Source organism: Haloechinothrix salitolerans, from assembly GCF_042662605.1.
In the GTDB taxonomy this organism is placed as follows: domain Bacteria; phylum Actinomycetota; class Actinomycetes; order Mycobacteriales; family Pseudonocardiaceae; genus Haloechinothrix_A; species Haloechinothrix_A salitolerans.
In genome coordinates this window covers 180,050-204,527 of sequence record NZ_JBHSXX010000001.1, presented here as the reverse complement: position 1 = coordinate 204,527, position 24,478 = coordinate 180,050, and the positions used below count along the sequence as shown (strand labels likewise).

22 protein-coding genes are annotated in these 24,478 nt (G+C 65.6%); 11 read left to right on the top strand and 11 right to left on the bottom strand.

Annotated features, from left to right (window positions below):
- The first annotated feature begins 72 nt into the window (after window positions 1-72).
- The 7 genes from murJ (at window position 73) to ACFQGD_RS00915 (ending at window position 8,252) form a co-directional block, all read left to right on the top strand.
- Window positions 73-1,761, top strand: a complete 1,689-nt coding sequence (gene murJ, locus ACFQGD_RS00945; RefSeq protein WP_345392286.1) for a murein biosynthesis integral membrane protein MurJ — start codon at window positions 73-75, stop codon at window positions 1,759-1,761.
- Window positions 1,762-1,937: 176 nt separating this feature from the next.
- The gene (locus ACFQGD_RS00940; RefSeq protein WP_345392283.1) at window positions 1,938-3,521 is read left to right on the top strand and encodes a protein kinase family protein; all 1,584 of its coding nucleotides are present in this window, start codon (window positions 1,938-1,940) and stop codon (window positions 3,519-3,521) included.
- Between the two features lie 57 nt (window positions 3,522-3,578).
- The gene (gene sigM / locus ACFQGD_RS00935; protein WP_345392280.1) at window positions 3,579-4,244 is read left to right on the top strand and encodes an RNA polymerase sigma factor SigM; all 666 of its coding nucleotides are present in this window, start codon (window positions 3,579-3,581) and stop codon (window positions 4,242-4,244) included.
- Window positions 4,241-5,062, top strand: a complete 822-nt coding sequence (locus ACFQGD_RS00930; protein WP_345392277.1) for a hypothetical protein — start codon at window positions 4,241-4,243, stop codon at window positions 5,060-5,062. The genes sigM and ACFQGD_RS00930 overlap by 4 nt, the downstream gene beginning before the upstream one ends.
- Window positions 5,063-5,186: 124 nt before the next feature.
- Window positions 5,187-6,188, top strand: a complete 1,002-nt coding sequence (gene trxB / locus ACFQGD_RS00925) for a thioredoxin-disulfide reductase (protein WP_345392274.1) — start codon at window positions 5,187-5,189, stop codon at window positions 6,186-6,188.
- 122 nt (window positions 6,189-6,310) lie between these two features.
- Entirely contained in the window at window positions 6,311-6,640 is a 330-nt protein-coding gene (trxA, locus tag ACFQGD_RS00920; protein ID WP_345392271.1) for a thioredoxin, read from the top strand.
- A gap of 463 nt (window positions 6,641-7,103) precedes the next feature.
- Window positions 7,104-8,252, top strand: a complete 1,149-nt coding sequence (locus ACFQGD_RS00915) for an N-acetylmuramoyl-L-alanine amidase (RefSeq protein ID WP_345392268.1) — start codon at window positions 7,104-7,106, stop codon at window positions 8,250-8,252.
- 14 nt (window positions 8,253-8,266) lie between these two features.
- Here ACFQGD_RS00915 and ACFQGD_RS00910 read toward each other — a convergent pair whose 3' ends face one another.
- A complete protein-coding gene (locus tag ACFQGD_RS00910) occupies window positions 8,267-8,911 on the bottom strand; it encodes a GNAT family N-acetyltransferase (protein WP_345392265.1) in 645 nt (214 codons plus the stop codon).
- A gap of 319 nt (window positions 8,912-9,230) precedes the next feature.
- Here ACFQGD_RS00910 and ACFQGD_RS00905 point away from each other — a divergent pair, with 319 nt between their 5' ends.
- Window positions 9,231-10,565, top strand: a complete 1,335-nt coding sequence (locus ACFQGD_RS00905; protein ID WP_345392472.1) for an aminotransferase-like domain-containing protein — start codon at window positions 9,231-9,233, stop codon at window positions 10,563-10,565.
- Between the two features lie 45 nt (window positions 10,566-10,610).
- Window positions 10,611-11,558 carry a D-alanine--D-alanine ligase family protein gene (locus ACFQGD_RS00900; protein ID WP_345392262.1) on the top strand — a complete coding sequence of 316 codons (948 nt, stop codon included), beginning with the start codon at window positions 10,611-10,613 and terminating at the stop codon, window positions 11,556-11,558.
- A gap of 272 nt (window positions 11,559-11,830) precedes the next feature.
- Here ACFQGD_RS00900 and ACFQGD_RS00895 read toward each other — a convergent pair whose 3' ends face one another.
- The 8 genes from ACFQGD_RS00895 to rpmH all read right to left on the bottom strand — a co-directional run bounded on the left by ACFQGD_RS00895 (window position 11,831) and on the right by rpmH (window position 18,173).
- Complete coding sequence (locus ACFQGD_RS00895) at window positions 11,831-12,808, bottom strand: ParB/RepB/Spo0J family partition protein (protein WP_345392260.1); 978 nt, start codon at window positions 12,806-12,808, stop codon at window positions 11,831-11,833.
- A 68-nt stretch (window positions 12,809-12,876) separates the two neighbouring features.
- The gene (locus ACFQGD_RS00890) at window positions 12,877-13,794 is read right to left on the bottom strand and encodes a ParA family protein (RefSeq protein WP_345392257.1); all 918 of its coding nucleotides are present in this window, start codon (window positions 13,792-13,794) and stop codon (window positions 12,877-12,879) included.
- A gap of 322 nt (window positions 13,795-14,116) precedes the next feature.
- Window positions 14,117-14,809: a 16S rRNA (guanine(527)-N(7))-methyltransferase RsmG gene (rsmG, locus tag ACFQGD_RS00885; protein ID WP_345392254.1), complete on the bottom strand. Its 693-nt coding sequence runs from the start codon at window positions 14,807-14,809 to the stop codon at window positions 14,117-14,119.
- A 646-nt stretch (window positions 14,810-15,455) separates the two neighbouring features.
- Window positions 15,456-16,013, bottom strand: coding sequence for a Jag family protein (locus ACFQGD_RS00880; protein WP_345392469.1), 558 nt, complete (start codon window positions 16,011-16,013; stop codon window positions 15,456-15,458).
- 19 nt (window positions 16,014-16,032) lie between these two features.
- Window positions 16,033-17,220: a membrane protein insertase YidC gene (gene yidC, locus ACFQGD_RS00875; RefSeq protein ID WP_345392251.1), complete on the bottom strand. Its 1,188-nt coding sequence runs from the start codon at window positions 17,218-17,220 to the stop codon at window positions 16,033-16,035.
- On the bottom strand, window positions 17,220-17,561 hold the full coding sequence (yidD, locus tag ACFQGD_RS00870; RefSeq protein WP_345392248.1) for a membrane protein insertion efficiency factor YidD: 342 nt from the start codon (window positions 17,559-17,561) through the stop codon (window positions 17,220-17,222). Before yidD ends, yidC begins: the two co-directional genes overlap by 1 nt.
- A 62-nt stretch (window positions 17,562-17,623) precedes the next feature.
- Window positions 17,624-18,013: a ribonuclease P protein component gene (gene rnpA, locus ACFQGD_RS00865; RefSeq protein WP_345392245.1), complete on the bottom strand. Its 390-nt coding sequence runs from the start codon at window positions 18,011-18,013 to the stop codon at window positions 17,624-17,626.
- Between the two features lie 22 nt (window positions 18,014-18,035).
- A complete protein-coding gene (gene rpmH, locus ACFQGD_RS00860; protein WP_345392242.1) occupies window positions 18,036-18,173 on the bottom strand; it encodes a 50S ribosomal protein L34 in 138 nt (45 codons plus the stop codon).
- A 546-nt stretch (window positions 18,174-18,719) separates the two neighbouring features.
- On the opposite strand from rpmH, the gene dnaA reads away from it, so the two are divergent.
- Window positions 18,720-20,279, top strand: coding sequence for a chromosomal replication initiator protein DnaA (dnaA, locus tag ACFQGD_RS00855; RefSeq protein WP_345392239.1), 1,560 nt, complete (start codon window positions 18,720-18,722; stop codon window positions 20,277-20,279).
- On the opposite strand, the gene mptB is transcribed toward dnaA, so the two are convergent.
- Together mptB and ACFQGD_RS00845 are read right to left on the bottom strand one after the other, a co-directional pair.
- Entirely contained in the window at window positions 20,254-21,789 is a 1,536-nt protein-coding gene (gene mptB, locus ACFQGD_RS00850; protein WP_345392236.1) for a polyprenol phosphomannose-dependent alpha 1,6 mannosyltransferase MptB, read from the bottom strand. The genes dnaA and mptB overlap by 26 nt on opposite strands.
- Window positions 21,790-21,970: 181 nt before the next feature.
- On the bottom strand, window positions 21,971-22,561 hold the full coding sequence (locus ACFQGD_RS00845) for a CGNR zinc finger domain-containing protein (RefSeq protein ID WP_345392233.1): 591 nt from the start codon (window positions 22,559-22,561) through the stop codon (window positions 21,971-21,973).
- Between the two features lie 764 nt (window positions 22,562-23,325).
- Here ACFQGD_RS00845 and dnaN point away from each other — a divergent pair.
- Entirely contained in the window at window positions 23,326-24,462 is a 1,137-nt protein-coding gene (gene dnaN / locus ACFQGD_RS00840) for a DNA polymerase III subunit beta (protein ID WP_345392230.1), read from the top strand.
- Window positions 24,463-24,478 lie beyond the last annotated feature (16 nt).

The following is a 24,478-nucleotide window of genomic DNA, read 5'->3' as shown; positions in this document are numbered from 1 at the left end:
GGCCGCCAAGGACCGCCGCGCGCGCCGTACGGCCAGCCGCCGTCCCACCGCTGGCCGACGGCCGACCCCGACGTGCTGCAGCCGTATCAGGAGCTCACCCGGGTGCTGCCCGCCGTCGGCGCGCCTACGGCACCAGGCGAGCCAACCGAGGCGCCCGAACGGCCAGCGGCGAAGGAGTCCCTGGCGAAGTCGACCGGCAAGATCGCGATCGCATCGCTGATCAGCCGCATCACCGGCTTCCTGTGGAAAGTGATGCTGGTCTGGGTATTGAGCATCGGCGTGCGCAACGACTCGTTCAACGTCGCGAACACGCTGCCCAACATCGTCTACGAGCTGCTGCTCGGCGGAGTGCTGGCCAGCATCGTGGTGCCGCTGCTGGTGCGCTCGCAGGACGATCCCGACGGCGGCCAGGAGTACACCCAACGGCTGCTAACCGTCGCGCTGAGCCTGCTGGCAGTGGCCACGGTCATCGCGGTGCTCGCCGCGCCGCTGTTCACCTCGCTCTACGTCGACTCGTCGACCGACCGCGCCAACCCCGAGCTGACCACGGCGTTCGCGTACCTCCTGTTGCCACAGATCCTGTTCTACGGTGTGTTCGCGCTGCTCATGGCGATCCTGAACGCCAAGCAGATCTTCGGTCCGCCCGCGTGGGCGCCGGTGGTCAACAACCTCGTCGTGATGGTCACCATCGGCGTGTTCGCGCTCATGCCGGGGGAGATCTCCGTCGACCCGGTGCGGATGGGCGACCCGAAACTGTTGACCCTCGGCATCGGCGTCTCGCTCGGCATCGTGGCGCAGGCGGTCATGCTGATCCCGCCGATGCTGCGCACCGGGTTCCGGTTCCGGTGGAATTGGGGCATCGACTCGCGGATGAAGGAGTTCGGCGGCCTGGCGGCGTGGATTCTCGGCTACGTCGCTGTCAGCCAGGTCGGCTACATCGTCACAACTCGGGTGCTCACCGCCGGTGACCAGGGCGGCATGACGGCGTACTACAACGCCTGGCTGCTGTTCCAGCTGCCGTACGGCGTCATCGGCGTCTCGCTGCTCACCGCGATCATGCCGAGGATGAGCAGGGCGGCCGCCGACGGTGACCATCCGAAGCTGGTCTCCAACCTGTCGTACGCCTCCCGCATCTCCACGGTGACGCTGTTGCCGATCGCCGCGATCATGACCGTGGTCGGGTCGTCGGTCGGTATCGCGCTGTTCTCATTTGGCGAGAGCGACGTCGCGTCAGCGGAACGGCTGGGCAAGGCGCTGGCCATCGCCGCGTTCGGGCTGCTGCCGTACGCGCTGGTCATGCTGCAACTGCGAGTGTTCTACGCGCTCAAGGACGCCCGCACCCCGACGTTGATCATGCTGGTGATGACCGCGGTCAAAGTGCCGCTGCTCTACCTGTCAGCCGCACTGCTCGACCCGAAGCAGATCGTGCTCGGTGCGATGATGGTCAACTCGATGACCTTCGTCGTCGGCGCGGTGCTCGGCCAGGTCTGGCTCTGGGTGCGGCTTGGTAACCTGCGCAGCCGCAGGGTGCTTGGGGTGATTCTGTTCACCGTGTTCGCCAGCGGGCTCGGCGTCGCCGCCGCCGTCGTCACTGGAATGCTGGTGCCGGACGCGCTACCAAGCACGCTGTACGCATGGGTGTCGCTGATCGCGCAGAGCATCGTCGGCCTCGGGGTATCTTTCGGTGTCCTCGCCGCGCTCAAGGTTGACGAACTCGCTCCGCTGACAAATCGCGTGTCCCGACTGCTCGGGCGCGCGTGACGGCCGGACGTCATGCCTGGTAGGGCGTACGACCAGCCGACAGGGTGACGTCGGACGTCACAACGCGATCACGGCGTGCGAAGCGCGACCTTGCCGTACTCTCAGTAGTGAGGACGAGACGCCGGCAGGGCTCTTCATGCCCGGGTAGAGATCGGACACGGAGGTTGTCGCAGTCGGTGGACACCAGGCGGAACGAGCAGTCAGACGGCGCGCCGAGAACCAGCATCAGAGCCACCGGTGGTTCACTCGCGCCCGGTGGTGTCGTCGGCGACGGCCGCTACCGGTTGCTCGCGCAGCTTGGCGTTGACGAGCGGGCGAACGCGCACTTTTGGCGGGCACGCGACGGCCAGCTCCGTCGCGACGTGGCGCTCACCCTCATCGTCGGTGACCAGGCCGACCTCGATGCCACCCGCGAGGCCCGCCGCACCTTAGAACGCGCCGCGCATACCTCCCAGTTCGGTCACCCGCATGTCGCCCGCGTGCTTGACGTACTCACCCTCGGCAGCGGCATCGCCGCGGGTGAGGGGCTGCTGGGCATCGTCGTCGCCGAGTGGAGCAAGGGCACCGACCTGATCGACATCGTCGACGAGGGGCCGGTAGCGCCGGTCGTGGCGTGCCGCATGATCGACAGCCTCGTCGACGCCGTCGAGCGGGCGCACCGCTCCGGCCTGGTGCTCGGGCTCGATCACCCGCAGCGAATCCGCAGGGGACCTGACGGGCAACTGCGGCTGGCGTTCCCCGGTCCGCTGCCGGAGACCACGCTGCGCGATGACATCAAGGCGCTCGGCGCGGTCCTCTACCTGCTGCTCACCGCGCGCTGGCCGCTACGGGGCGGACCGGCAGCGATCGCACCGGCCCCGCACGCGCCGCACGGCGGAGTCGTGCCACCGCGCTCGCTCGAGCCGACGGTGCCCGCCGAGCTGTCGTCGCTCGCGGTGCGCACCCTCTCGGACGGCGGAGAGGGCGGCATCCGCACCAGCGCGGCGTTTCTCCGGGTATTGCAGCAGGTCGCGGCGGAGGAGGAACGAAAGGCCGCGACGGCGACCGGCGCGGGAGCCGAGGAAAGCGACGAAGAGTCGGACAGCGGGTACTGGACCACCAAGAAACCCGTCCGCGACCCAGCGCAGCGCAAGAAGGTCGCGCTGTGGGCGACCGCGCTCGTCGTCGCGGCGGTGGCCATCCTCGCTTGGATCGGTCTCTCACTGATCAGCTTCTTCTCGGAGAACGACGCGACAGGTCCCAACGTCAACGTCGCCGAATCAAGTGAGCAAAACACCAAGCAGCAGACGTCGAAGGCACCGCCACCGGCGACCCCTGAGCCGGTGCGCCCCTCGGCGGTCCAGGTCTACAACCCGGAGGGGACCGGCGACTTTCCATCGCGCGCGTCCGCCTCGATCGACGGCGATCCCTCGACGCCATGGCAGACCGACCAGTACAAGCAACAGCTGCCCGCGCTCAAAACCGGTGTCGGTCTCGTCGCCAGCTTCGACCAGCCCATCGACCTGTCGAGGGTGCTTGTCGTCAACGGCACACCGGGCACTCGGCTCGAGATCAGGACCGCCGAGATTGGCAACCCTTTCCTTGACAACACCAGGCTCGTCGCTGGCCCGATCGACCTGGAGCAGGGACCGACACAAATCGACGTGGACAATGCCCGGCCGACATCGCATGTCATCGTCTGGGTCACCAGGCTCGGCGGCCAGCCTGGTCAGTTCCAGTCCAGCATCGGTGACCTCGAGTTCTACCAGCGCCCTTCGTGACGCGCGGTGATCGCGGGCGCACGCGAAGGCCGGTCCGACCCTACTAAGATCACCCGAGTGACCGCAGCTGCTCCCACGGACGCCGATCTCATCGCCGCCCACGCCGCTGGCGATCCCACCGCGTTCAGCGAGATCGTCCGGCGGCATAAGGACAAGATGTGGGCGGTAGCCCTCCGTACCCTGCGCGATCACGAGGAAGCCGCGGACGCGCTGCAAGAGGCGTTTATCTCGGCGTTCCGGGCGGCGGGTAAGTTCCGCGCGGAATCGGCGGTCAGCACCTGGCTGCACCGGATCGTCGTCAACGCGTGTTTGGACAGGATCAGAAAACGCCAGGCCAAACCGACGGTGCCGTTACCGGACACCGACGAGTATCGAGAGCCTGCCTCGCCGGGAGACTCGATGGCGCAGCGCGAAACCCGCATGCTGATCTCCGACGCTCTCGCCGAACTGCCCGACGAACAGCGGGTACCCATCGTGCTTGTCGACGTCGAGGGGTACTCGGTCGCGGAGACGGCGTCGCTCCTCGGCGTCGCGGAAGGCACGGTGAAGAGCCGGTGCGCCCGTGGTCGAGCGAAACTGGCCAAGGTTCTCCATCATCTGCGGAACCCCGATGCGAATGCGAACGTCCCACCTCACGAAAGCAAACGAGGAAGCACTGCCACCGCGCAGGGCCCCGCACGTGGTCACCAGCCAGGGTCACCACGGCAGAGGGAGGGACAATGACTGATTCGGACCTGCCTGCCGGCGGCGACTCCAGGTCATGGACGGTCGATGAGCTCGCCGAGATGCGGGCTGGCGCACTCGACGACGCCGAGGCGGCCGAGCTCTGGTCCCACGTACGGAACGACACCGAGGCGCTGGCCGTGCTTGACGCCCTCGACAGGACCAAGGCCGAGCTGGCGGGGCTGCGGGATTCCCCGGTCACGCCGATGCCGGATGATGTCGCCGCACGCATCGAAGCCGCGCTCGCCGGTGAGCGGGAGCGGGCGTTTCCCGAAACGGCCCAGCGGCCACAGCCGGTCGCCCCCGCGCCACAGCGAGGGCAGGCACAGCAGCCAGGGCACGGACAGGTCGTCGATCTGGCCCAGGCGCGGCGCAAGCGGGCCAAGCAACTCGGGTGGGGCGCAGGCGTGTTGACGGCGGCAGCGGCCGTCGTCGCCGCCGTCGCCCTCTCCCTGCCGACGCAGAGCACGCAGGGCACCCCGCTCGCCGGTGACTCGGTGAGCGGGTCCACCCCGCCGGCGGACCAACCGCTCTCGCTACGCGGGACCGACATGGCGCCTGGCGCGAACCAGACGATCGGTGTCGAGAACTTCGGGCCATTCGGTGATCGAGCTGGCTTGGACGCGTGCCTCGAAGCCAACGGGCTCACGATCGACAACGACCTGCTCGGTGTCCGGCCTGCCACGGTAGATGGGCAAGACGCCGTGATCGTGGTCTTCACCAGCGGTGAGCTGGCGAAGTATCGACTGCTCGCGTTCCCAGCCAGCTGCGACAAGGACACGCCGGGGATCATCTACGACGAGGTCGTCGGCGAGTAGCGCGGCGCGTGTCCCGTGCCACCGACCCTGCGGGCTCCACTAGGGAACAACGGCGCATACGATCGTGTTGACGCCTACAGCAAGACGACCAGACCCCGGCACGGGGCACGAGCGGAGGTCCCTGGTGGCAGCCGAAGACATACGAAACGTGATCATCGTGGGTTCCGGGCCCGCGGGCTACACGGCCGCGGTCTACGCGGGCCGCGCCCAGCTCGAACCGCTGGTGTTCGAGGGCTCTCAGTTCGGTGGCGCCCTGATGACCACGACGGAAGTCGAGAACTACCCCGGCTTCCGAGACGGCATCCAGGGTCCCGAGCTGATGGACGAGATGCGCGCCCAGGCCGAGCGGTTCGGAGCTGAGCTGCGCGCGGAAGACGTCGAGCGGCTCGAGCTGAACGGGCCGGTCAAGTACGTCACTGTCAACGGCCAGCGCTACGCGGCGCGTACCGTCATCCTCGCGATGGGTGCCGAGCCGAGGTACCTGTACGTGCCCGGTGAGCAGGAGCTACTCGGCCGGGGCGTGTCGTCGTGCGCGACCTGTGACGGCTTCTTCTTCCGCGACCACGACATCGCCGTTGTCGGCGGAGGCGACTCCGCGATGGAGGAGGCCACGTTCCTGACCAAGTTCGCCCGCAGTGTCACAATCATCCACCGGCGTGACGAGTTCCGCGCCTCCAAGATCATGCTGGAGCGCGCCCGCGCGAACGAGAAGATCAAGTGGCGGACGAACTCGCAGGTCACCGAGGTCGTCGGCGATGGCACGGTGAAGGGATTGCGGCTCAAGGACACCGCGACCGGGGAGGAGTCCTCGCTGGACGTGACCGGGTTCTTCGTCGCCATCGGCCACGACCCGCGCAGCGAACTCATTCGCGGGCAGGTCGACACCGACGACGAGGGGTACGTCCGTACCCAAGGTCGGAGCACCTACACCAACGTTGACGGCGTGTTCGCCTGTGGCGACCTGGTCGACAACACCTACCGGCAGGCGGTCACGGCGGCGGGCACCGGCTGCTCGGCCGCGATCGACGCGGAGCGCTGGCTCGCCGAGCATGGTGAGTCGATCGCGCACGAGGCGGCGGAGATGGTTGGCGGCGGCTACGCGGCCACCGCACCCGCGGCCAATTGAGCGGCCGGTAGCGGCCGATACGACGACCGGTAAGCGATCCGGTCGAGCGGAACCCACCGAGATAACACAGGACAACCACACCGGTCTCGACATCGAGGCCATGATTCACAAGGGAGAAATTGATGGCCGGTTCCACCGTCACCGTCACTGACACCAGCTTCAACGACGACGTCCTCGCCAGCGAGAAGCCCGTGCTGGTCGATTTCTGGGCCACCTGGTGCGGACCGTGCAAGATGGTCGCGCCGGTGCTTGAGGAGATCGCGAGCGAGCACGCGGACAAGCTGACCGTCGCGAAGCTGGACATCGACCAGAACCCGGGCACCGCACGGGACTACCAGGTGATGTCGGTGCCGACGCTGATCCTGTTCCAGGGCGGCAAGCCGGTCAAGCAGATCGTGGGCGCGAAGGCCAAGGCCGCGCTGCTGAACGACCTCTCCGACGTCCTGAACTGATACACACCCGGGGGTTTCAAGGCGAGTAGTACCGGCGCGACGGCCGGTTGCTGTGGATCTTCAGACATTCTGGTTGTTGCGGCGACCAGAATGTCTGAAGATCACCACTTCGCCGCCGTTAACCAGGCAAAGCGGACGAATTTCGACAACGCCGGAACGGCCTCCTCGCCTAGGTTCTGACACGCCGAGACACCGGACCACTACCGAATGTAATCACATCAACATCCCGTACCGCGATTGGTGGTGGCAGTGTCGCGCGCGTGTCGGCGCGATGACCTGCATAGCGACACCGAGCGTTGGTCCGGTACGCGGTGATTGCGCCATGGGGTCAGAATCCCAGGCGCACGCACCCTCCCTGCGCGCTCACACAGAGTTCACAAGGCACAATGGAACCCCCGAGAATGACTCGGGGGTTCACCAGACATCGGTGAACGGTGGCGCACACGGAAAGAGCGAGGAGTGCATGCGGGTACTCCGCCGCGGTGATGTCGGAGAAGACGTCGCCGAAATTCGGTCCCTGCTGGTCGGCTTGGGCCTGCTGACCCTGCCGAACGGTTCTGAAAGCGCTCAGCGGGTGACATTCGATGCCGAGATCGAACACGCCGTGCGTACCTTCCAGCAACGGAGAGGCCTGCTCACCGACGGCATCGTGGGACCGGCCACCTATCGGTCGCTCCGTGGCGCCAGCTACCACCTCGGCAGTAGGCCGCTGGCCTACCTGATGTCCTCCCAGGTGCATGGGGACGACGTCTTCACGTTGCAGGAGCGGCTCACCGAACTGGGTTACGACGCTGGCAGGCCGGACGGAATCTTCGGTCCGCGCACCGAGCAGGCACTGCGCAGCTTCCAGCGTGACTACGGGTTGCTGATCGACGGTATGTGCGGCGCGGCGACGGTGCGCGCGCTCAAGCAGCTCTCACCACGGGCGCGCGGTGGTAGGCCGGTGTTCCTGCGCGAACAGGAGCAGGTCCGGCAAGCGGGACCGAGGCTTCGCGGCAAGCGCATCGTCATCGATCCTGGTCATGGTGGAGACGACCCCGGCGTGTCCGTCGCCGGTGTACGCGAGTCTGACGTCGCGTGGGATCTCGCTCGCAGGTTGGAAGGCAGGATGAAAGCCACCGGTATGGAGGCGTTCATCTCGCGCGGGCCCCAGCGCGGCCCCTCCGAGGCCGAGCGCGCGGCTTTCGCGAACGAAGCGGGTGCCGATCTGTTCCTCTCGCTGCACTCCGACAAGAACATCTCACCGGCGGCGAACGGCGTCGCGATGTTCCACTTCGGCACCGGCAACGGCACGACGTCCACGGTCGGTGAGTTGCTCGCCAGCTACATCCAACGGGAACTCGTCGCGCGCACCGGGCTGCTGGACTGCCGGGTTCACCCGAAGACGTGGGAGATCCTGCGGCTGACGCGCTGTCCCGCCGTGCGCGCCGAGATCGGGTACCTCACCAATGACGGTGACCGGGCGAAGCTATCTGATCCGGGGTTCCGGGACGTCGTGGCGGAGGGCATCCTCATCGCGATCAAGCGGCTGTACCTGCTCGGCGAGGACGACCAGCCAACCGGCACGTTCACCTTCGCCGACGTTCTCCGCCACGAGCTCGCCAAGCACTGACCGCGAGTCCCGCGTTATCGACTCCGCGTGAGCTGTGGCCCGCCCACGGCGACGGTGACCTGACCGAGCAGGTCCTCGAGCGCCGACTCGACGTCTTCCTTCCACGACATACCGGAGCGCAGCTCAAGTCGCAGCAACGGCCACCGGTGGTGCGGGCGCACCGTCTTGAACCCAACGCTGGCCAGGAACGGCGACGGCACCACGCAATCATGGCTATCGGGATCGGCGGCGGCCGGGTCCGCATCGCCGAACGACTCGATGGCCTTCACTCCTCGTCGGGTGAGGTCGCGCACCGCTGCCTGCACGAGCAACCTACCGAGCCCGCCGCCTCGGAACTCCGGCAGCACGTGGAACGCCGTGAGCAGCACGGCGTCCGGGCTGGGCGGCGACGTAGGGAAAGCGGCCGCGCGGGGCACGGCACTCGGCGGGGCATACAGCACGAACCCGACGGGAAGGTTGCCGCTGTAGGCGACGCGTCCGCAGGAGCCCCACTCCAGCAGCAGGCTGGAGACCCAGGCTTCCTTCTCCAGTTCCGTCTCACCGAACTCTTCCGCCGTGCCTTTGAGATGGGGGGCCATCTCCCAGTACACGCATCGGCGACAGTGGCGCGGCAGGTCCTCGAGGTTGTCGAGCGTGATGCCGACGACACGGCGAGACACGGGACCTCCACAAGTCCGGCAAGCTCTGGCAGGTGGCCAGGCGACAATGCGCCGTTGGAGTCTGCATCGTGGGGCGCCCGGACGATGTGCGGTGCCGCGAATCCACGGGCAGAAAACTCCGCCGGTGCCAGGATAGGCCGCCATTACGGCCCACGGCTAGCCATCCGCCACTACTGGGTGCTCATCGCTCATCTGGATGTGATGCGATGCGACGGCATCACCGCTGGTGGGGTGGGGTGGTTACACTCGATGGACTGACCACCGCGACCTAGGTGACGACCAGATGACTCCAGCTGACTCGAGTTCGCAGCACGGCGATATGGCACGACATGGCCAGGCAGGCGACACCGCGCCCGCAACCGAACAGGCGCCGCGCAAGCTCGACCCGCACCTTGACCGTTACGCCGCTCGCACCGAGGGCATGACCGCGTCCGAGATCAGGGCGCTGTTCGCGGTGGCGAGCAGGCCAGAGGTCGTATCGCTGGCTGGCGGGATGCCGAACCTGGCCGCGCTGCCACTTGAGTCGCTCGCCACCCAACTGTCCGACACCATCGCTGAGGACGGCCAAGTCGCGCTGCAGTACGGCTCCGCGCACGGGGTGCCGAAGCTGCGGGAGCAGATCTGCGAGATCATGGCGCTGGAGAATATCCAGGCTCACCCGGACGACGTCGTCATCACGGTTGGCTCGCAGATGGGCCTGGATATGGTGACCCGGCTGTTCTGTGACCCCGGCGACGTCGTGATCGCCGAAGGCCCCTCGTACGTCGGCGCGCTCGGTTCGTTCACCGCTTACCAAGCCGAAGTCGTACACGTCGAGATGGACGACGATGGCCTCGTGCCGTCCCGCCTCGAAGAGGCCCTGACACAGACCGCCAAGCAGGGCAAGCGGGTCAAGTTTCTCTACACGATCCCGAACTTCCACAATCCCGCCGGCGTGACGCTCGCGGTATCGCGCCGCGAGCAGGTGCTGGAGATATGCCGCAGGCACGGCGTCCTGGTCATCGAGGACAACCCCTATGGACTGCTTGGCTTCGACGGCCAGGTCTACCAAGCACTGCGGGCCACGGATCCGGACAACGTCGTTTACCTGGGTTCGTTCTCCAAGACGTTCGCCTCCGGCATCCGTGTCGGCTGGGTGCTCGCGCCGCACGCTGTGCGGGAGAAGCTGGTGCTGGCGGCGGAGTCGGCGACATTGTGCCCGCCGACACTGAACCAGCTGCTCGTGTCGCGATATCTCTCGACGCACGACTGGATGGGGCAGATTAAGAAGTTCCGCGAGATCTACCGGGAACGTCGTGACGCGATCATCTCCGCGTTGGAGCAACACATGCCGCCTGGCTGCAGCTGGACCCACCCTGACGGTGGGTTCTACGTATGGGTAACCGTGCCCGAGGGAGTGGACACGAAGGCAATGCTTCCGCGCGCCGTAACCGCTAGGGTCGCCTATGCCTCCGGCACTGGGTTCTACGCGGACGGCCTCGGTAGCAGGCAAATGCGGCTGTCGTACTGCTACCCGACACCCGAGCGGCTCAAGGAGGGAGTGCGTAGGCTGGCCGGGGTGCTCGAGTCCGAATTGGAGCTTGTCCAGACTTTCGGTACCGTCCACAATCGACTGACCTCGGGGCCGGAATCACCGTCGCCGGACACCGCTTAGCGGCTCAGGCACGGAAAATCGTTCATACGCAAGGAGTTGTCCAGGGTGGCAGATCGAACCGTTGCCGTGCTCGCTGGCGGGCTTTCGCACGAACGTGATGTCTCGCTGCGTTCCGGACGGAGGCTGTCGGCCGTGCTGCGAGACGAGGGGTTCCACGTAGAGGAGTGGGACACCGATGGCGAACTGATCACCCGGCTGCGCACCGAACGGCCGTCGGCGGTGGTTATCGCGCTACACGGTGGCGAAGGCGAGAACGGCTCCGTGCAGTCGATCCTGGAGATGCTCGACATCCCGTTCGTCGGCACCTCAGCGCACGCCTGCCGACGGGCATGGGACAAGCCGATCGCGAAGGCTGAGCTACTCGAAGCGGGACACACAACACCGGAGTGGGTGGTTCTGCCGCACAGCACCTTCCGTGAGCTTGGCGCGCAGGCTGTCCTCGACGCGATGGTGGCCCGTATTGGCCTGCCCCTGATCCTCAAACCAGACCAGGGTGGGTCGGCACTAGGCGCGGAGGTCGTCACGGACGCCACCGAACTGCCGACGGCCATGGTCGGCTGCTTCGCCTACGGCGAGACCGTGCTGGCTGAGCAATACATCTCGGGTACCGAGGTCGCCGTGACGGTGATCGAACTGAACGGCGAGCCGACCGCCTTGCCCGCCGTCGAGATCGTGCCGGGGGATGGCATCTACGACTACACCGCGCGTTACACGGCGGGGCTGACTGACTTCTTCACGCCCGCCCGGTTGTCCGATGACTCCGCTCGCGCGGTCAGCGAGTTGGCGGTGGCGGCGCACAAACTGCTCGGGTTGCGTGACATCTCCCGCACCGACGCGGTGGTTGCCGAGGACGGCACGGTCCAGTTCCTCGAGGTGAACATATCGCCTGGGCTGACCGAGACGTCCACGGTGCCGATGGCCGTCGAGGCGTCAGGTAAGTCGATCGGCACGATCTACTCCGATCTCATCGATCAGGCGATCAGCAGGAGCTGACACAGGGCCGTCACGGCAGAGGACACCTCGCGGTTAGCATCACCGTGACGAAACAACGTCGGGTGACAACCTGCGGCTTTTCAGATGCCAAATAATGTCATTTGACCGATTTGTCGGCCTAACGGGCACCGCGTAGCCCGCTTGCGCCTACGCGGGTCGGGTTCGGCCTGCGGTCCGCGACAGGCAAAAAAGGGCCGAGCGGTCGTGGCAATGTACATCGACCGCTCGGCCCTACACACGTTGTGGAACGGCGTGTGGCTGACTTACCGCCGCTATGGGGCCTTCTTCGGATCCATCAGCGCGACAATGCGCTCCAAGTCGTCGACTGATCCGAACTCCACGACGATTCGGCCCTTTCGCTTGCCGAGGTCGACCTTCACCTTGGTGTCGAAGGCATTGGAGAGTCGGTCGGCAACCTGCTGCAAACCGGGCGCCTGCATCGGCTTTCGGGGCTGCTGCTTGGGCTTGGCGGGTTCATCGCGCTTGGCGAGGGTAACCGCTTCCTCGGTCGCACGGACGGACAAACCCTCTGACACGATGCGGCCAGCGAGGTCTTCCTGACTCTCGGGGTCTTCCAGCGACAGCAGCGCTCGAGCATGGCCCGCCGACAGCACCCCGGCGGCGACCCGACGCTGCACAGGGAAGGGGAGTCGGAGTAGCCGGATGGTGTTAGTGATGACCGGACGACTACGGCCGATCCGACTGGCGAGTTCTTCGTGGGTCACGTCGAACTCTTCGAGCAGCTGCTGGTACGCCGACGCCTCCTCGAGCGGGTTGAGTTGTACTCGGTGGATGTTCTCCAGCAGCGCATCGCGCAGCATCGCGTCGTCGGTGGTCTGCCGCACGATCGCCGGGATCTTCTCCAGGCCAGCACGCTCGGCGGCACGCAGCCGCCGCTCGCCCATGACGAGTTCATAGCTCTCGCCTTCGAGCTGCCGCACCACGATCGGCTGCATGAGTCCGAACTCGCGAATGGAGTGCTGCAGCTCGGACAGTGCTTCCTCGTCAAAGACCTGCCGGGGCTGCTTCGGGTTCGGCGTGACCGAAGCGACGGGTACCTCTTGGTAGACGGCACCCGCGACCTCACCACTCGGCGCACCAACCGCGCCATTCGCGGCGAACCAGTCGGCGTTGTCGACAACTTTGACGTTGGCCTTGGGAATGGCCTCACCCTCGTTGTCGTCCGCCGCTGGGCCGGTGGGGATCAGAGCCGCGAGCCCTTTACCGAGCCCGCCCCTTCGCTCAACCATTGCCTACTCCTGTTCCTCTGAGCCAGCACTCGTGCTGGCGTGAACGAGTATGCCCCGGTAAGTATCGATCACGACGCCTCCCGATGCTGGACGCCACGCTCAGCGACTTCCTTAGCCGCGTCAACGTAGCTCATGGACCCACGCGATCCGGGGTCGTAGGCCAGCACGGTCTGTCCGTAACCGGGCGCCTCGGAGACTTTCACGCTGCGGGGGATGATCGTGCGAAGCACGATGTCGCCGAAATGATTGCGGACCTCGTCCGCGACTTGGTCGGCGAGCTTCGTCCTGCCGTCGTACATCGTGAGCAGAATCGTGGACACCGACAGATCTCGGTTGAGGTGTGCCTGCACTAGCTCGATGTTGCTAAGGAGCTGACCGAGACCTTCCAGCGCGTAGTACTCACACTGGATCGGGATCAGCACTTCATGAGCGGCCACGAGCGCGTTCACCGTGAGCAAACCGAGCGACGGCGGGCAGTCGATGAAGACGTAGTCGATATCCATAGCATCCAGCGACTGGCTCGTGAGCGCCTCCTTGAGGCGCGACTCGCGTGACGCCATCTCCACCAACTCGATCTCGGAACCAGCGAGGTCGATCGTGGCCGGGATGCAGAAAAGGTTGTCCGACTGGTCGCTGACAGCCGTCGCATCGGTCACCGAGACATCACCGATAAGAACCTCGTAGATCGACGGCGTGCCGGAGCGGTGCTCGACACCGAGCGCGGTGCTGGCATTGCCCTGTGGGTCGAGGTCAATCACGAGCACCCGAAGCCCGTGGAGGGCGAGCGCCGCGGCGAGGTTCACGGTGCTCGTGGTCTTACCGACGCCGCCCTTTTGATTAGCGACCGTGATGACGCGTCGTCTGGTGGGGCGGGGGAGTGCGTTGCCTTCAGGGTGGAGTACCCGAGCGGCGCGGACGGCTTCCTCCGCGATCGGGGTCCAACCCGGCGCGTTGCCTTGCTCGCCGGGAACAGCTGGCGGATTCACTGCTGCGCACACCTCCCAGCGGCGTTCGTTGCTGTATTCGCGTGCCTGAGCGTGCACCGTTTCACGTGGAACATCCCTGTCTTGTCGTGGTGTAGCAACATTCAAGCTCCTCGACCGTACGACTAGCCCGAACGGTCACCGATCGCGCGGCATACGTTCACGCCGCTGGCGCTGGCGACAGCTCGTCATCTACCGGTCGGTCCGCGACCATCCGACGGTGCACACCCCGTCCGAGCGCGGCGGCCCTATCCTCCCATGACCGGGGGGACAAGTAGAACACTCCGTAGGCGCGTTGGCTGCGAAACACACCACCGGCGCGCTGTTAGTGGCGCTTTCGCCGAAGCTGCCCCTGCGACTGGTCCGCTCGCGCGCCTTTGCGGATCCGCACCACAGTTGTCGGGTGGTCCAGAACGCCTTCACCGCATCGCATCACAACCGGATCAACTCCATCAGCCGACCCGATCTGCCGGGCGTCCCGCTCAATCTCTGCCGCGGCGCTGTCGCCTTTGAGCGCGAGCAGCTCGCCGTCACGCCGCACCAACGGCAAGCACCACCGCGCGAGCTTCCCGAGCGGCGCTACCGCGCGAGCCGTCACGACCTCCGCCGTACCAACCTGCTTCCGAGTTGACTTCTCCTCAGCTCGACCTCGGACAACGGTCACGTTGGAGAGGTCCAATCGGTCGACGACGTCGTGCAGCCAGTCGATGCGTCGCGCCATGGGGTCCAGCAACACCATCTCGACGTCCGGTCGCGCGATCGCCAGCGGCACACCGGGGAAGCCGCCTCCTGAGCCCACATCAATGACCCGGACGCCATCGGCGACCAGTTCGGAGAGCACGGCGGAGTTGAGGATATGGCGTTCCCAGAGGCGGTCGATCTCCCTCGGACCGATGACACCACGGACGGCGCCGTGCTCAATGAGGAAATCCGCGTACCCCTCGGCGCGGTCAACCTGGTCGCCGAAGACTCGTCGCGCTACATCTGGGGTCGGGATCGAATGCTCAACCGCACTCACTCGTCACGTCCTACTGGGTCGGAGGGGAGGATCGTCATCGATTCTCTCGCATGCTGCCCGTGCCGGTCGGGTCGACTGCGTTTCACGTGAAACGCAGTCGAGGATACGGACCACGGCGGCCGAGTCGCTTCGGCGCCTTGGCGCCACGGTTCCGCTCGGCTCATCGTGCTGGGACCACCTATCAGTACCGCCAAGGGCTCCGCCATTCCAACATCGACCGGTCGTCGCAGGACGTCTCGTCACAGCACTCACCATCGCCGTACCGCATCGGCTGACTCGACGTCCACCACGGAGGCACCAACGTCGGCTACGTGTAACTAGCCGCGGGTTTCACGTGAAACGGCCGAGCGTCCACAGCGACACTCGACGGCCGCGAGGTTTCACATGAAACCGTACCGAGAACGGGTCCTCACCATCGCCAATATTCTCGCCGTTACATAACTAGTCGCCGTTTCACATGAAACCTGTCCCAGGTCCATCCCACACGCACTCCATTCCCTCGGCACCGAACAGCGACGATAAAGAACCGAGTCGCGACCACCCGCCTGCCGACATCGCCACATCTGGGAAGTCGGTCGGGCCACCGCCAGACATACAAAACGGGGCGGACCAATTCGGCCCGCCCCGTCTTCTCTCGCTTCGTCGATCAGGTCTCTGGAACCACGACGACCCGACGGCGAGGCTCTTCACCCTCGCTCTCACTCGTCACGCCCGCTACCGCGGCGACCGCGTCGTGCACCACCTTGCGTTCGAAGGGCGTCATCGGCTTCAGTCTCACCGCTTCACCGGACTCCGCTACCTGCTCGGCCGTCGTTCGTCCGAGTTCGCTCAGCTCGTCGCGACGGTCCGCACGCCAGCCGGCGATGTCGAGCATGAGCCGACTCCGTACTCCCGTCTCCTGCTGCACCGCGAGCCGAGTCAACTCCTGGAGGGCTTCGAGCACGTTGCCGCGCGGCCCTACGAGTTTGTCCAGATCTTCCCCGCCGTCGATACTTACCACCGCGCGGCCGCCTTCGACGTCCAGATCGATATCCCCGTCGTAGTCGAGCAGATCAAGCAGGCGCTCGAGGTAGTCACCGGCGATGTCGCCTTCTTGCACCAACGCATCGTCAGCGTCGGGGGAGTGCGCGGTCTTCCTATCGCTGTCCGCTGGCACCACCTCAGCTGGTTCCGACTCGACAGCCTGCTGTGCCGTCTCGGCCATGATCGTCTCCTTCATTGCCCTAGCGTCGCTTCCGATCGGCCTTCTTCTTCGCGGTACCGCTCGCCGACTTCGATCCACCCGAACCGTTCTGTGGCGCGGTACTCGATGACTTACTCGATGACTTACTCGATGAACTCCCGGACGAGTTACCTGACGACTTGTGCTCGGAGGGCTTCTCGCCGGACGATTCGGCCGACGTCGAACGGCTCTTGCTCTTGCCTTGACCCGTGCTCGGCTTCTTGTCGGTAGCGGCGCTCTTCGACGTCGGGGACTTCGCCGACGTGCTCTTGCCGCTCGAACCGGCCTTGCTCTTCCCGGACGTCGTGCCGGTCTGCTTCTTCTGCTGGCTCGGCTTCTGACCCGGCTTCGGAGCGAGGTTGGTCCGCTTCTCGGTCTGCTCCGCCTTCTTCGCCTCTTCCTCGCGGTCGATCCTGGTGTAGACGATCTTTTGCTGCATCAGCGTCCACGCGTTGTTGGCCAGGAAGTAGATCAGCAGACCGAGCGGGAGGAAGGCACCGAAGACAAGCAGACCGATGGGGAAGACGTACAGCGTCAGCTTGTTCATCATGGCGGTCTGCTGCGTCGCGGACGCCGGGTTCTGGCGCTCAACCGAGTGACGGGCGGTCAGGTGCGTCAAGATACTGGCGAGGATCATCAGCGGGACGGCTACCGGAATCGCGGTGGCGTGGAAACCGCCAGCATCGGTGCCGCCGGTGAGCCCGGTGTTGTAGATCGCCTGGCCCAGGTTTGAACCGAACAGATCCGCGTTGATGTACTGCACGACACCGGTGCGGTCGAAGAAGTAGTTGCCCCAGTTCGGATGATTGTCGTAGTGGTACTGGAACGCGCGCAGCGTGTGGTTCAGACCGATGAAGACCGGAACCTGCAACAAGATCGGCAAGCAACCGCCGAGCGGATTGACGCCATGCTCGCGCTGCAGCTTCTGCATCGCTTGCGCTTGCCGCTGCCGGTCGTTGGCGTAGCGCTTCTGGATCTTCTTGATCTCGGGAGCGAAGTCCTGCATCTTCTTCATCGAGCGGACCTGGCTCACGAACGGTTTGAACAGGATCGCCCTGATGGTGAAGGTCAGGAAGACGATACCCAGTACCCAGGAGATGGCGTTCGTCTCGCCAAGCACTGTGCCGAACACCTTGTGCCAGACCCACAAGATGAACGTGACTGGGTAATAGAGAAGATATTCGAACACTACGGCAACTCCTGCGTCGAAATGTCAGAGTCCAGGTCGTCCGGACAACGGGCCGTGTCAGGCTGAACACGGAAGCTGAAGCGTTCAGGCACGAAGTCGAAACCGCCCGGATGCCACGGACCACAGCGAAGCAACCGGCGAACGGTGAGATAGAGCCCACGGAACGCGCCATGCCGGGTCAACGATTCAACGGCGTAGGCGCTGCAACTGGGATAGAAGCGACAGCTGGGTGGAAACAGGGGACCGATCGCCACGCGATACAGCCGGATGGGCAGCAACAATACCCAGGCGAGCGGGCTTGGCCGGTAGCCGGCGGACGGCTCGGTGTGGTGATCACTCATCCGGCCGTCACCTTCTTCGTGACATCGGTTCTCGCTCGCGGCGTCCGATGCCATGCTCGTGCTCACGCCGGGTCCCCGGCAGCGGTCCCGCGCTCCTCACTGGATAGCCCTAGCTTGCGCAGCGCCCGGTCGAGATCCTTCCCGAGCTCCGCGCTCGACGCCGATGCGGCTGGAGGGAGCGCACGTACGACCAACGTGGTACCGCGCGGCAACGTTCCCAACCTGGCAGCGACCAGGTGTCGCAGACGGCGGAGAACCCGATGCCGCACGACCGCGTTCCCGACCGCCTTGCTCACGACGAAACCGGCACGAACCGGTGCGCCGTCCGAGCAGGCGGCCGGGTCACGAGTGAGAACATGTGCGACAAGCCTGCGCCGACCTGATCGTGCGCCCTTGCGCATGACCAGCCGGAAATCCTCACTCCGTCGCAACCGCGCGGATGCGGGTAACAAGCCTGCCTCGCTACCCCGTGACTCAGGCGGACAGCTTCGCGCGGCCCTTACGGCGGCGGGCGGCCAGAATGCTCCTGCCCGCGCGCGTGCGCATCCGGAGCCGGAACCCGTGCTTACGGGAACGACGACGGTTGTTCGGCTGGAAGGTGCGCTTACTCACGGCAGTGTCTCCCGGTTTCTCATGGTTCACTGACTGCAGGCAGCCTCGTTTACAGGCGCCGACAGTCACCCTGTGTCTGGCGTGTCTCCGACCGACCTGGCTCCGCTGTACATGCGGGAGAACCCGGGCACGCGAAACCCGCCCGGTGTCGACGGGAGACTTTTCGAGGGTACGCGACCGGTCGGAACAGACCGTCACCCGCCCCCTGTAGCGACACGCCGTCACGATAGTTGGGCCGAGTGGCAACACGCCGTGTATGGTGCGATGCTTGCCGCCATGGAAGTCTTGTGGCAGCTCGCGGTGCTTGTTAGCGTACCCCTTCTGAGGTTCTTATCGAGCCGCGCGGCTCCGTGCCACAACCTCTACCGATAGCGTAGTCGCACTCGGCCGCAGGACGTTCTACGGCCGCAGTACATTAGTGCACAGTTGTGGATAACCATGTGGATACCTGCTGGGCAGGTGACCACTCAGGTGATCGTGACGAACGGTCGTTACTAGTACTGACGCCGACATCGTCGTGAACCCGAGGGGAGGGGAGCCGAGCAGGTGTCCGACCACCAGGTCAATTTGGGAGTCGTGTGGGAGCAGGTCGTCCGGGAGCTGTCCAGCGGGACGCTCTCCCCGCAACAGCGGGCATGGATGCGCGTGACGAGACCTATCGGGCTCCTCGACGGCACCGCACTCCTCGCCGCTCCGAGTGATTTCGCCAAGGAAGCGATCGAGCGCGCACTGCGGGATCCCATCACCGACGCGCTTTCGCGCCGCCTCGGCCGTACGGTCTCCCTAGCGGTCAAGGTCGACACGGTCGAGGCAGGTGACCAGGTGCCCGCCACCACACAACCGGTCACGGCGAGCCAAGCGACCGCCGAACATGGCAACACTAACGACGGCTACCGTACAAACGGCGCCGCCAGCTCCGGGCACAGCGAGCAGGGCAGCGAGTCGGACGACGACGAAGTGGACGAAGAGGGCGAAGCGATGGCCGCCGTCCACGAGATCTGGCCCACCTTCTCCGGCCGCCCAGTCGCTGGCCAGCCCTACACCGCGCCCGCCAAGCCGCAGACGTCGAAGACCCGGCTCAACGAGAAGTACACCTTCGACACCTTCGTGATCGGCGCGTCCAACCGGTTCGCGCACGCTGCGGCCGTCGCCGTCGCCGAAGCACCGTCGCGCGCCTACAACCCGCTGTTCGTCTGGGGTGAGTCCGGGCTCGGAAAGACACACCTGCTGCACGCCGTCGGGCACTACGCCCAGCGGCTGTTCCCCGGCATGCGCGTGCGCTACGTCTCCACCGAGGAGTTCACCAACGACTTCATCAACTCGCTGCGAGACGACCGCAAGGTCGCGTTCCAGCGTCGCTATCGCGACATCGACATCCTGCTCGTCGACGACATCCAGTTCCTCGAAGGCAAAGAAGGAACCCAGGAGGAGTTCTTCCACACCTTCAACACGCTGCACAACGCCAACAAGCAGATCGTGGTCTCCTCCGACCGCCCACCCAAGCGGCTCGAGACTCTCGAAGACCGACTGCGCACCCGGTTCGAGTGGGGACTGATCACCGACATCCAGCCGCCGGAGTTGGAGACCCGCATCGCGATCCTGCGGAAGAAAGCCGCCCAGGATCGACTCGACGTCCCCGGCGACGTCCTCGAGTTCATCGCCAACCGCATCGAAGCCAACATCCGTGAACTCGAAGGCGCCCTCATCCGGGTGACGGCGTTCGCTTCGCTCAACCAGCAGCCGGTTGAGGTCAGCCTCGCCGAGATCGTCCTCCGCGATCTCATCCCCGATTCGCAGACGCCGGAGATCACCGCATCCACGATCATGGGTGTGACGGCGGAGTTCTTCGACGTCGCGATCGAGGACTTGTGCGGACCTGGCAAAACCAAGGCACTGGCGACCGCGCGGCAGATCTCGATGTACCTATGCCGGGAACTCACCGACATGTCGCTGCCGAGGATCGGGCAGACGTTCGGGGGAAGGGATCACACCACGGTCATGCACGCGGACAAGAAGATCCGCAAGGAAATGGCCGAGCGGAGGCGCATCTACGACCAGGTGCAGGAACTGACGAGCCGGATCAAACAGCAGGCGAAGCAATCCTGAGCGAGCGCGCCACCATGATCACCGTGGCGAGCACGGCGAAGGCAAGAGCGTAACCGAGCGCGATGCCGGGAACGTTGCCGTGGATTCCTGACCCGAGCGGTGGCACGATCACGGCGAGCACCGCGCTGGTCCAGGTCAGCACCCAGAGCCAGCGGGTGTGGAGCGCGACGGCGGACAGGGGGAGCACGCACCACAGCAGATACCACGGCTGCACCACAGGACCGCAGACAACCGCCACCGCGAACAGCAGCCCGAGCCCGGTCAACGGTTCGACCGTACGGTCGAGCATCCGCCGAAGTACCAGGATGCCAAGTACCACAGCCACCACGGCGCCGATAACCTTGCCGACGCCGATCGCCGCCTGTGTGATGCTGACGCCGGCGAGCATTCCAATACCACCGACGAGGAACCCGACCTGGTTGGTCGGCGCGAGCCAACTGTTCACCTCGCCCGGCGTCGACAAACCAGTGACCCAGCCGAACCCGAACCCGCTCGCCATCGAGAACGCGACCAGTACCGCCCCGAAAAGCCCAATCGTCACCGTGACGCTTTTGGCGAAGGGGATTGGCCCGCCGCCCCAACGGTGAGTAAGCACTACAACGACCACCGTAAGCGCCGCGGCGGCTGGCAATTTCACCGCCGCGGCGGTACCAATTAATCCGACGCCGACCACCAGCGGAAGGTAACCCAGCCGTTCGTGGTCGAGCCCGCGCAACGCGAGTTCGGTGCCCGCCAACATCAGCCCGAGCATGAGGGCGTCATTGTGGATACCCGCGACGAGGTGGAAGAGCACCAACGGGTTCAGCACCCCCAGCCACAACGCACGCGACATCCTGCCCCCGGTGCGCCGGGCGAGCGCGGTTAGCGCCCAGAGCACCAAGGCCAGCCCGACCAACTCCGCGATTCGGTGCAGAGCGATGCCCGCGATGATGTCCGCGCCCACGATGCGCACGATGAGCTGCGCGATCAGCAGGAACACGGGCCCGTACGGGGCCGCGGAGCGCTCCCAGTACCCGCTGACGTTGCGGCCAAGCGGGTCGCCCCTCGCCAAGAAGTCGGCGGGGCCACCGGCATACGGATCGAAACCCTGGTTCGCGACGGCACCCTGACCGAGGTAGCTGTAGACGTCGTCGCTGAACATCGGCGGGACGACCAGCAGCGGCGCTATCCACAGCGCGATAGTCGCCACGATGCGCCGAGACGAGATCGCGCCGGGGTGAGGGATAAGCACCGTGGCCAGCAGTAGCCAGCCGGTAACCACCAACCCCATACCGACCAAGGCGGCGGCGAGGCCGAGAACCGGCAAGTCCGCTATACCGCCGAGCGCGGGGATCACACCAGGGTCCGCGTCGACCGGTACGGCGCCCACTGACACCGAGCTGGCCGCGAGCAGCAGCACGCCGACGAGACCAGCCACCTGCGCGAGCGGCACCCGTCGAGCGGTGTGGGATTGGTTGTCCGATACGCCGGTCTGTTCGAGCGATTCGGTTTGGGACGGTTCGGGGAACACGAACTCATCATGGCAGCCGCCGCGCCGCCGTGATGGCGAGTGCGCGAACCGGTGATTCTCTCCTCATATACAGGGCCTGTCTGTCGGATGTCTATTGGGCTCTCTAGGGCAGGCCATATATAAGGAGAAGGCGCCCGCCATCACGCCCTATATATAAGGACAGCGACCCGGTCCGGAACTCCTAATCCTGACGGTTCCGATACGCCTTCACTTTGCTTCGGTTCCCGCACCGCCGCATCGAGCACCAGCGACGGTTGCCCGGCCGCGACGTGTCGCAGAAGACCAATACGCATCCGTCAGCGACGCATTCCCGGACGCGACTGGCGCGCTCACCGATCAACTCGATCGCGTCCCTGGCCGCGGCACCGAGAATCTGGTCCCCAGTGATCGGCGCTGCCCATCGTCGAGCACCGGTGTCTGGATCGAGCTCGGGGTTGAGATCCATCGAGGCGCAATCATTGATGTGCGCTAGGTGTTCCCGGTCCACCGTGTCGCCGCGTGCGACACCTCGCGCTACCGACCACATCACGTCTCGAAAGTCCTTCAGCTCGCGAAGTTCAGACGGACGCACCCGCACGTCATCCAACGCTGCGACACGGGCGAGCCGCGACTGAACTACCCACTCGACGATGTCACCCGGTCCTCTCAGCAACTCGGTGCGATGCACCTGCACCGGTCCACCGGTCAGCAGCAGTTCGAGACAGAAGCTGCCGGGGTCGAAATCGAACCGCCGCCCGTCATCGCTGTCGAGCAGACGCACACCTGCCTGCATGTAACCACTATAAAGGGTGTACAACACTGGTTAAACTGGTTAGCATGATTGACGCCCCATGTCAGCGGCTTGGCTATGGATCACGCGGCGGCACGCTCGTGTGTCATCGGTGTCCGCCCGTGGCGAAGCGGGTTCACCCGACCCGGACGTCGGCTTGACAACAACGACAACTCGTGGGCGCGACACGCCCAGTGGTGCTTGACGACGACACGCCGCACGTACTCACCGTCTCGGGCGAACTCTGCGCCTTAGTTGGCGCGCGCTCGACATGGGGAGTTGTCCACCCACAGCTGAGGACAACCCTGTGGAAAACTGTGGATAGTCGGTGGATGGTCGGTGGACTGTCGGCAACGGATCGCGTTGATCCACCGATGGGCGAAGTTGTCCACCGCACTTGCCAGCCTGATGTCCACAGCCCTCGCGCTCTCGCGACCTGCGGCGACACCGGCTGTCCACACAATTCACAGCCCCTATTACTGCTACGGGAAATCTCTTCTTTTTAGAGAAATCTCTTCAAAAACAAGCAAGCGCGAGATGTGGGGACAGACCGGCCGACCGAGCGGATGACGCAACCGAGGCCCGGATGACGAGCTCCGAGCGGACGTTCTAACGTGGTTCGCACACCGGTCGTCCGTACGGCAGGCCGACACCCTCGCCGCGACGGTCACCGCTCGGTGCGTCCCGCCGTGTCACGCTGGCTTGGCGGGGGCGCATCACCAGGTCCAGCCATGCCGAGTACCACTCGGCCGTCGAAGGGGTGGCGCATGAAGATCCGGGTCGAGCGTGACGGGCTCGCCGATGCCGTTGCCTGGGTGGCGCGCAGCTTGCCCACCAGGCCGTCGGTTCCCGTGCTGGGTGGCGTGCTGCTAGAAGCGGGTGCCGGGCCGGACGACACGGATGCGCTGACCGTGTCGGGGTTCGACTACGAGGTCTCGGCGACGGTTGGCGTCCCCGCGACGATCGCTGACGGCGGAAAAGCCCTGGTCTCAGGCCGCTTGCTGGCCGATATCACCAAGGCGTTGCCTGCTCAGCCGGTCGACATCACCGTCGACGGCTCCCGTGCCACGATCACCTGTGGCAGTGCGCGCTTCAGCCTGCCGACCATGCCGGTCGAGGACTATCCCCAGCTCCCAGCACAGCCAACGTTCGCGGGCGAACTCGCTGGTGACACCTTTGGACAGGCCGTCGCGCAGGTCGCTGTCGCATCCGGCAAGGACGACACGCTGCCGATGCTCACCGGCATGCGGTTGGAGATCACCGGCGACACGTTGACCATGGTCGCGACCGACCGGTTCCGGCTCGCCATGAAGGAGTTCACCTGGCAGCCCGCCGAGGGCATGGAAGACGCCGCCGTGCTCGTGCCGGCGCGAACCCTCGCCGAGGCGGCGAAATCGCTGGGCACGAGCGGTACAACGGTCCGGTTGGGACTCTCCAGCAGCGAGGGACTACTCGGCCTCTCCGGCGCAGGCCGTTACGCCACGACCCGGCTACTCGACGCCGAGTTCCCGCCATATCGCCAACTGCTTCCCTCACAGCACACGTCGCGTGCCGTGCTCGATGTCAGCGCGCTGGCCGAAGCGATCAAGCGCGTCTCGCTGGTCGCCGAGCGTGGCACCCAGGTGCGGCTCGAGTTCGCCGATCAGTCCTTGCGGCTCACCGCGGGCGGCGATGACGAGGGCAGCGCCGAGGAGGAGCTGCCAGTCGAGTACGAGGGCGAGCAGGTGACCATCGCGTTCAACCCCGGCTACCTCAGTGACGGGCTTGCCGCGCTGAACAGCGACCGTGCCGAGTTGACGTTCACCACGCCAAATCGCCCCGCGTTGATCAAGCCAACCGATGCCGAGGGCAACGTCGTTTCCGGGTATCTGTACCTGCTGATGCCGGTGCGGCTGCCCGGCTGAGTCGACGCGCGAAGGG

Coding starts and splice junctions, on each gene's coding strand:
- dnaN (WP_345392230.1), top strand. CDS start 23,326: ATGAAGATCCGGGTCGAGCGTGACGGGCTCGCCGATGCCGTTGCCTGG.
- ACFQGD_RS00880 (WP_345392469.1), bottom strand. CDS start 16,013: ATGGCCGAGACGGCACAGCAGGCTGTCGAGTCGGAACCAGCTGAGGTG.
- trxA (WP_345392271.1), top strand. CDS start 6,311: ATGGCCGGTTCCACCGTCACCGTCACTGACACCAGCTTCAACGACGAC.
- ACFQGD_RS00895 (WP_345392260.1), bottom strand. CDS start 12,808: ATGGTTGAGCGAAGGGGCGGGCTCGGTAAAGGGCTCGCGGCTCTGATC.
- yidD (WP_345392248.1), bottom strand. CDS start 17,561: ATGAGTGATCACCACACCGAGCCGTCCGCCGGCTACCGGCCAAGCCCG.
- ACFQGD_RS00845 (WP_345392233.1), bottom strand. CDS start 22,561: ATGCAGGCAGGTGTGCGTCTGCTCGACAGCGATGACGGGCGGCGGTTC.
- ACFQGD_RS00915 (WP_345392268.1), top strand. CDS start 7,104: ATGCGGGTACTCCGCCGCGGTGATGTCGGAGAAGACGTCGCCGAAATT.
- ACFQGD_RS00930 (WP_345392277.1), top strand. CDS start 4,241: ATGACTGATTCGGACCTGCCTGCCGGCGGCGACTCCAGGTCATGGACG.
- ACFQGD_RS00905 (WP_345392472.1), top strand. CDS start 9,231: ATGGCACGACATGGCCAGGCAGGCGACACCGCGCCCGCAACCGAACAG.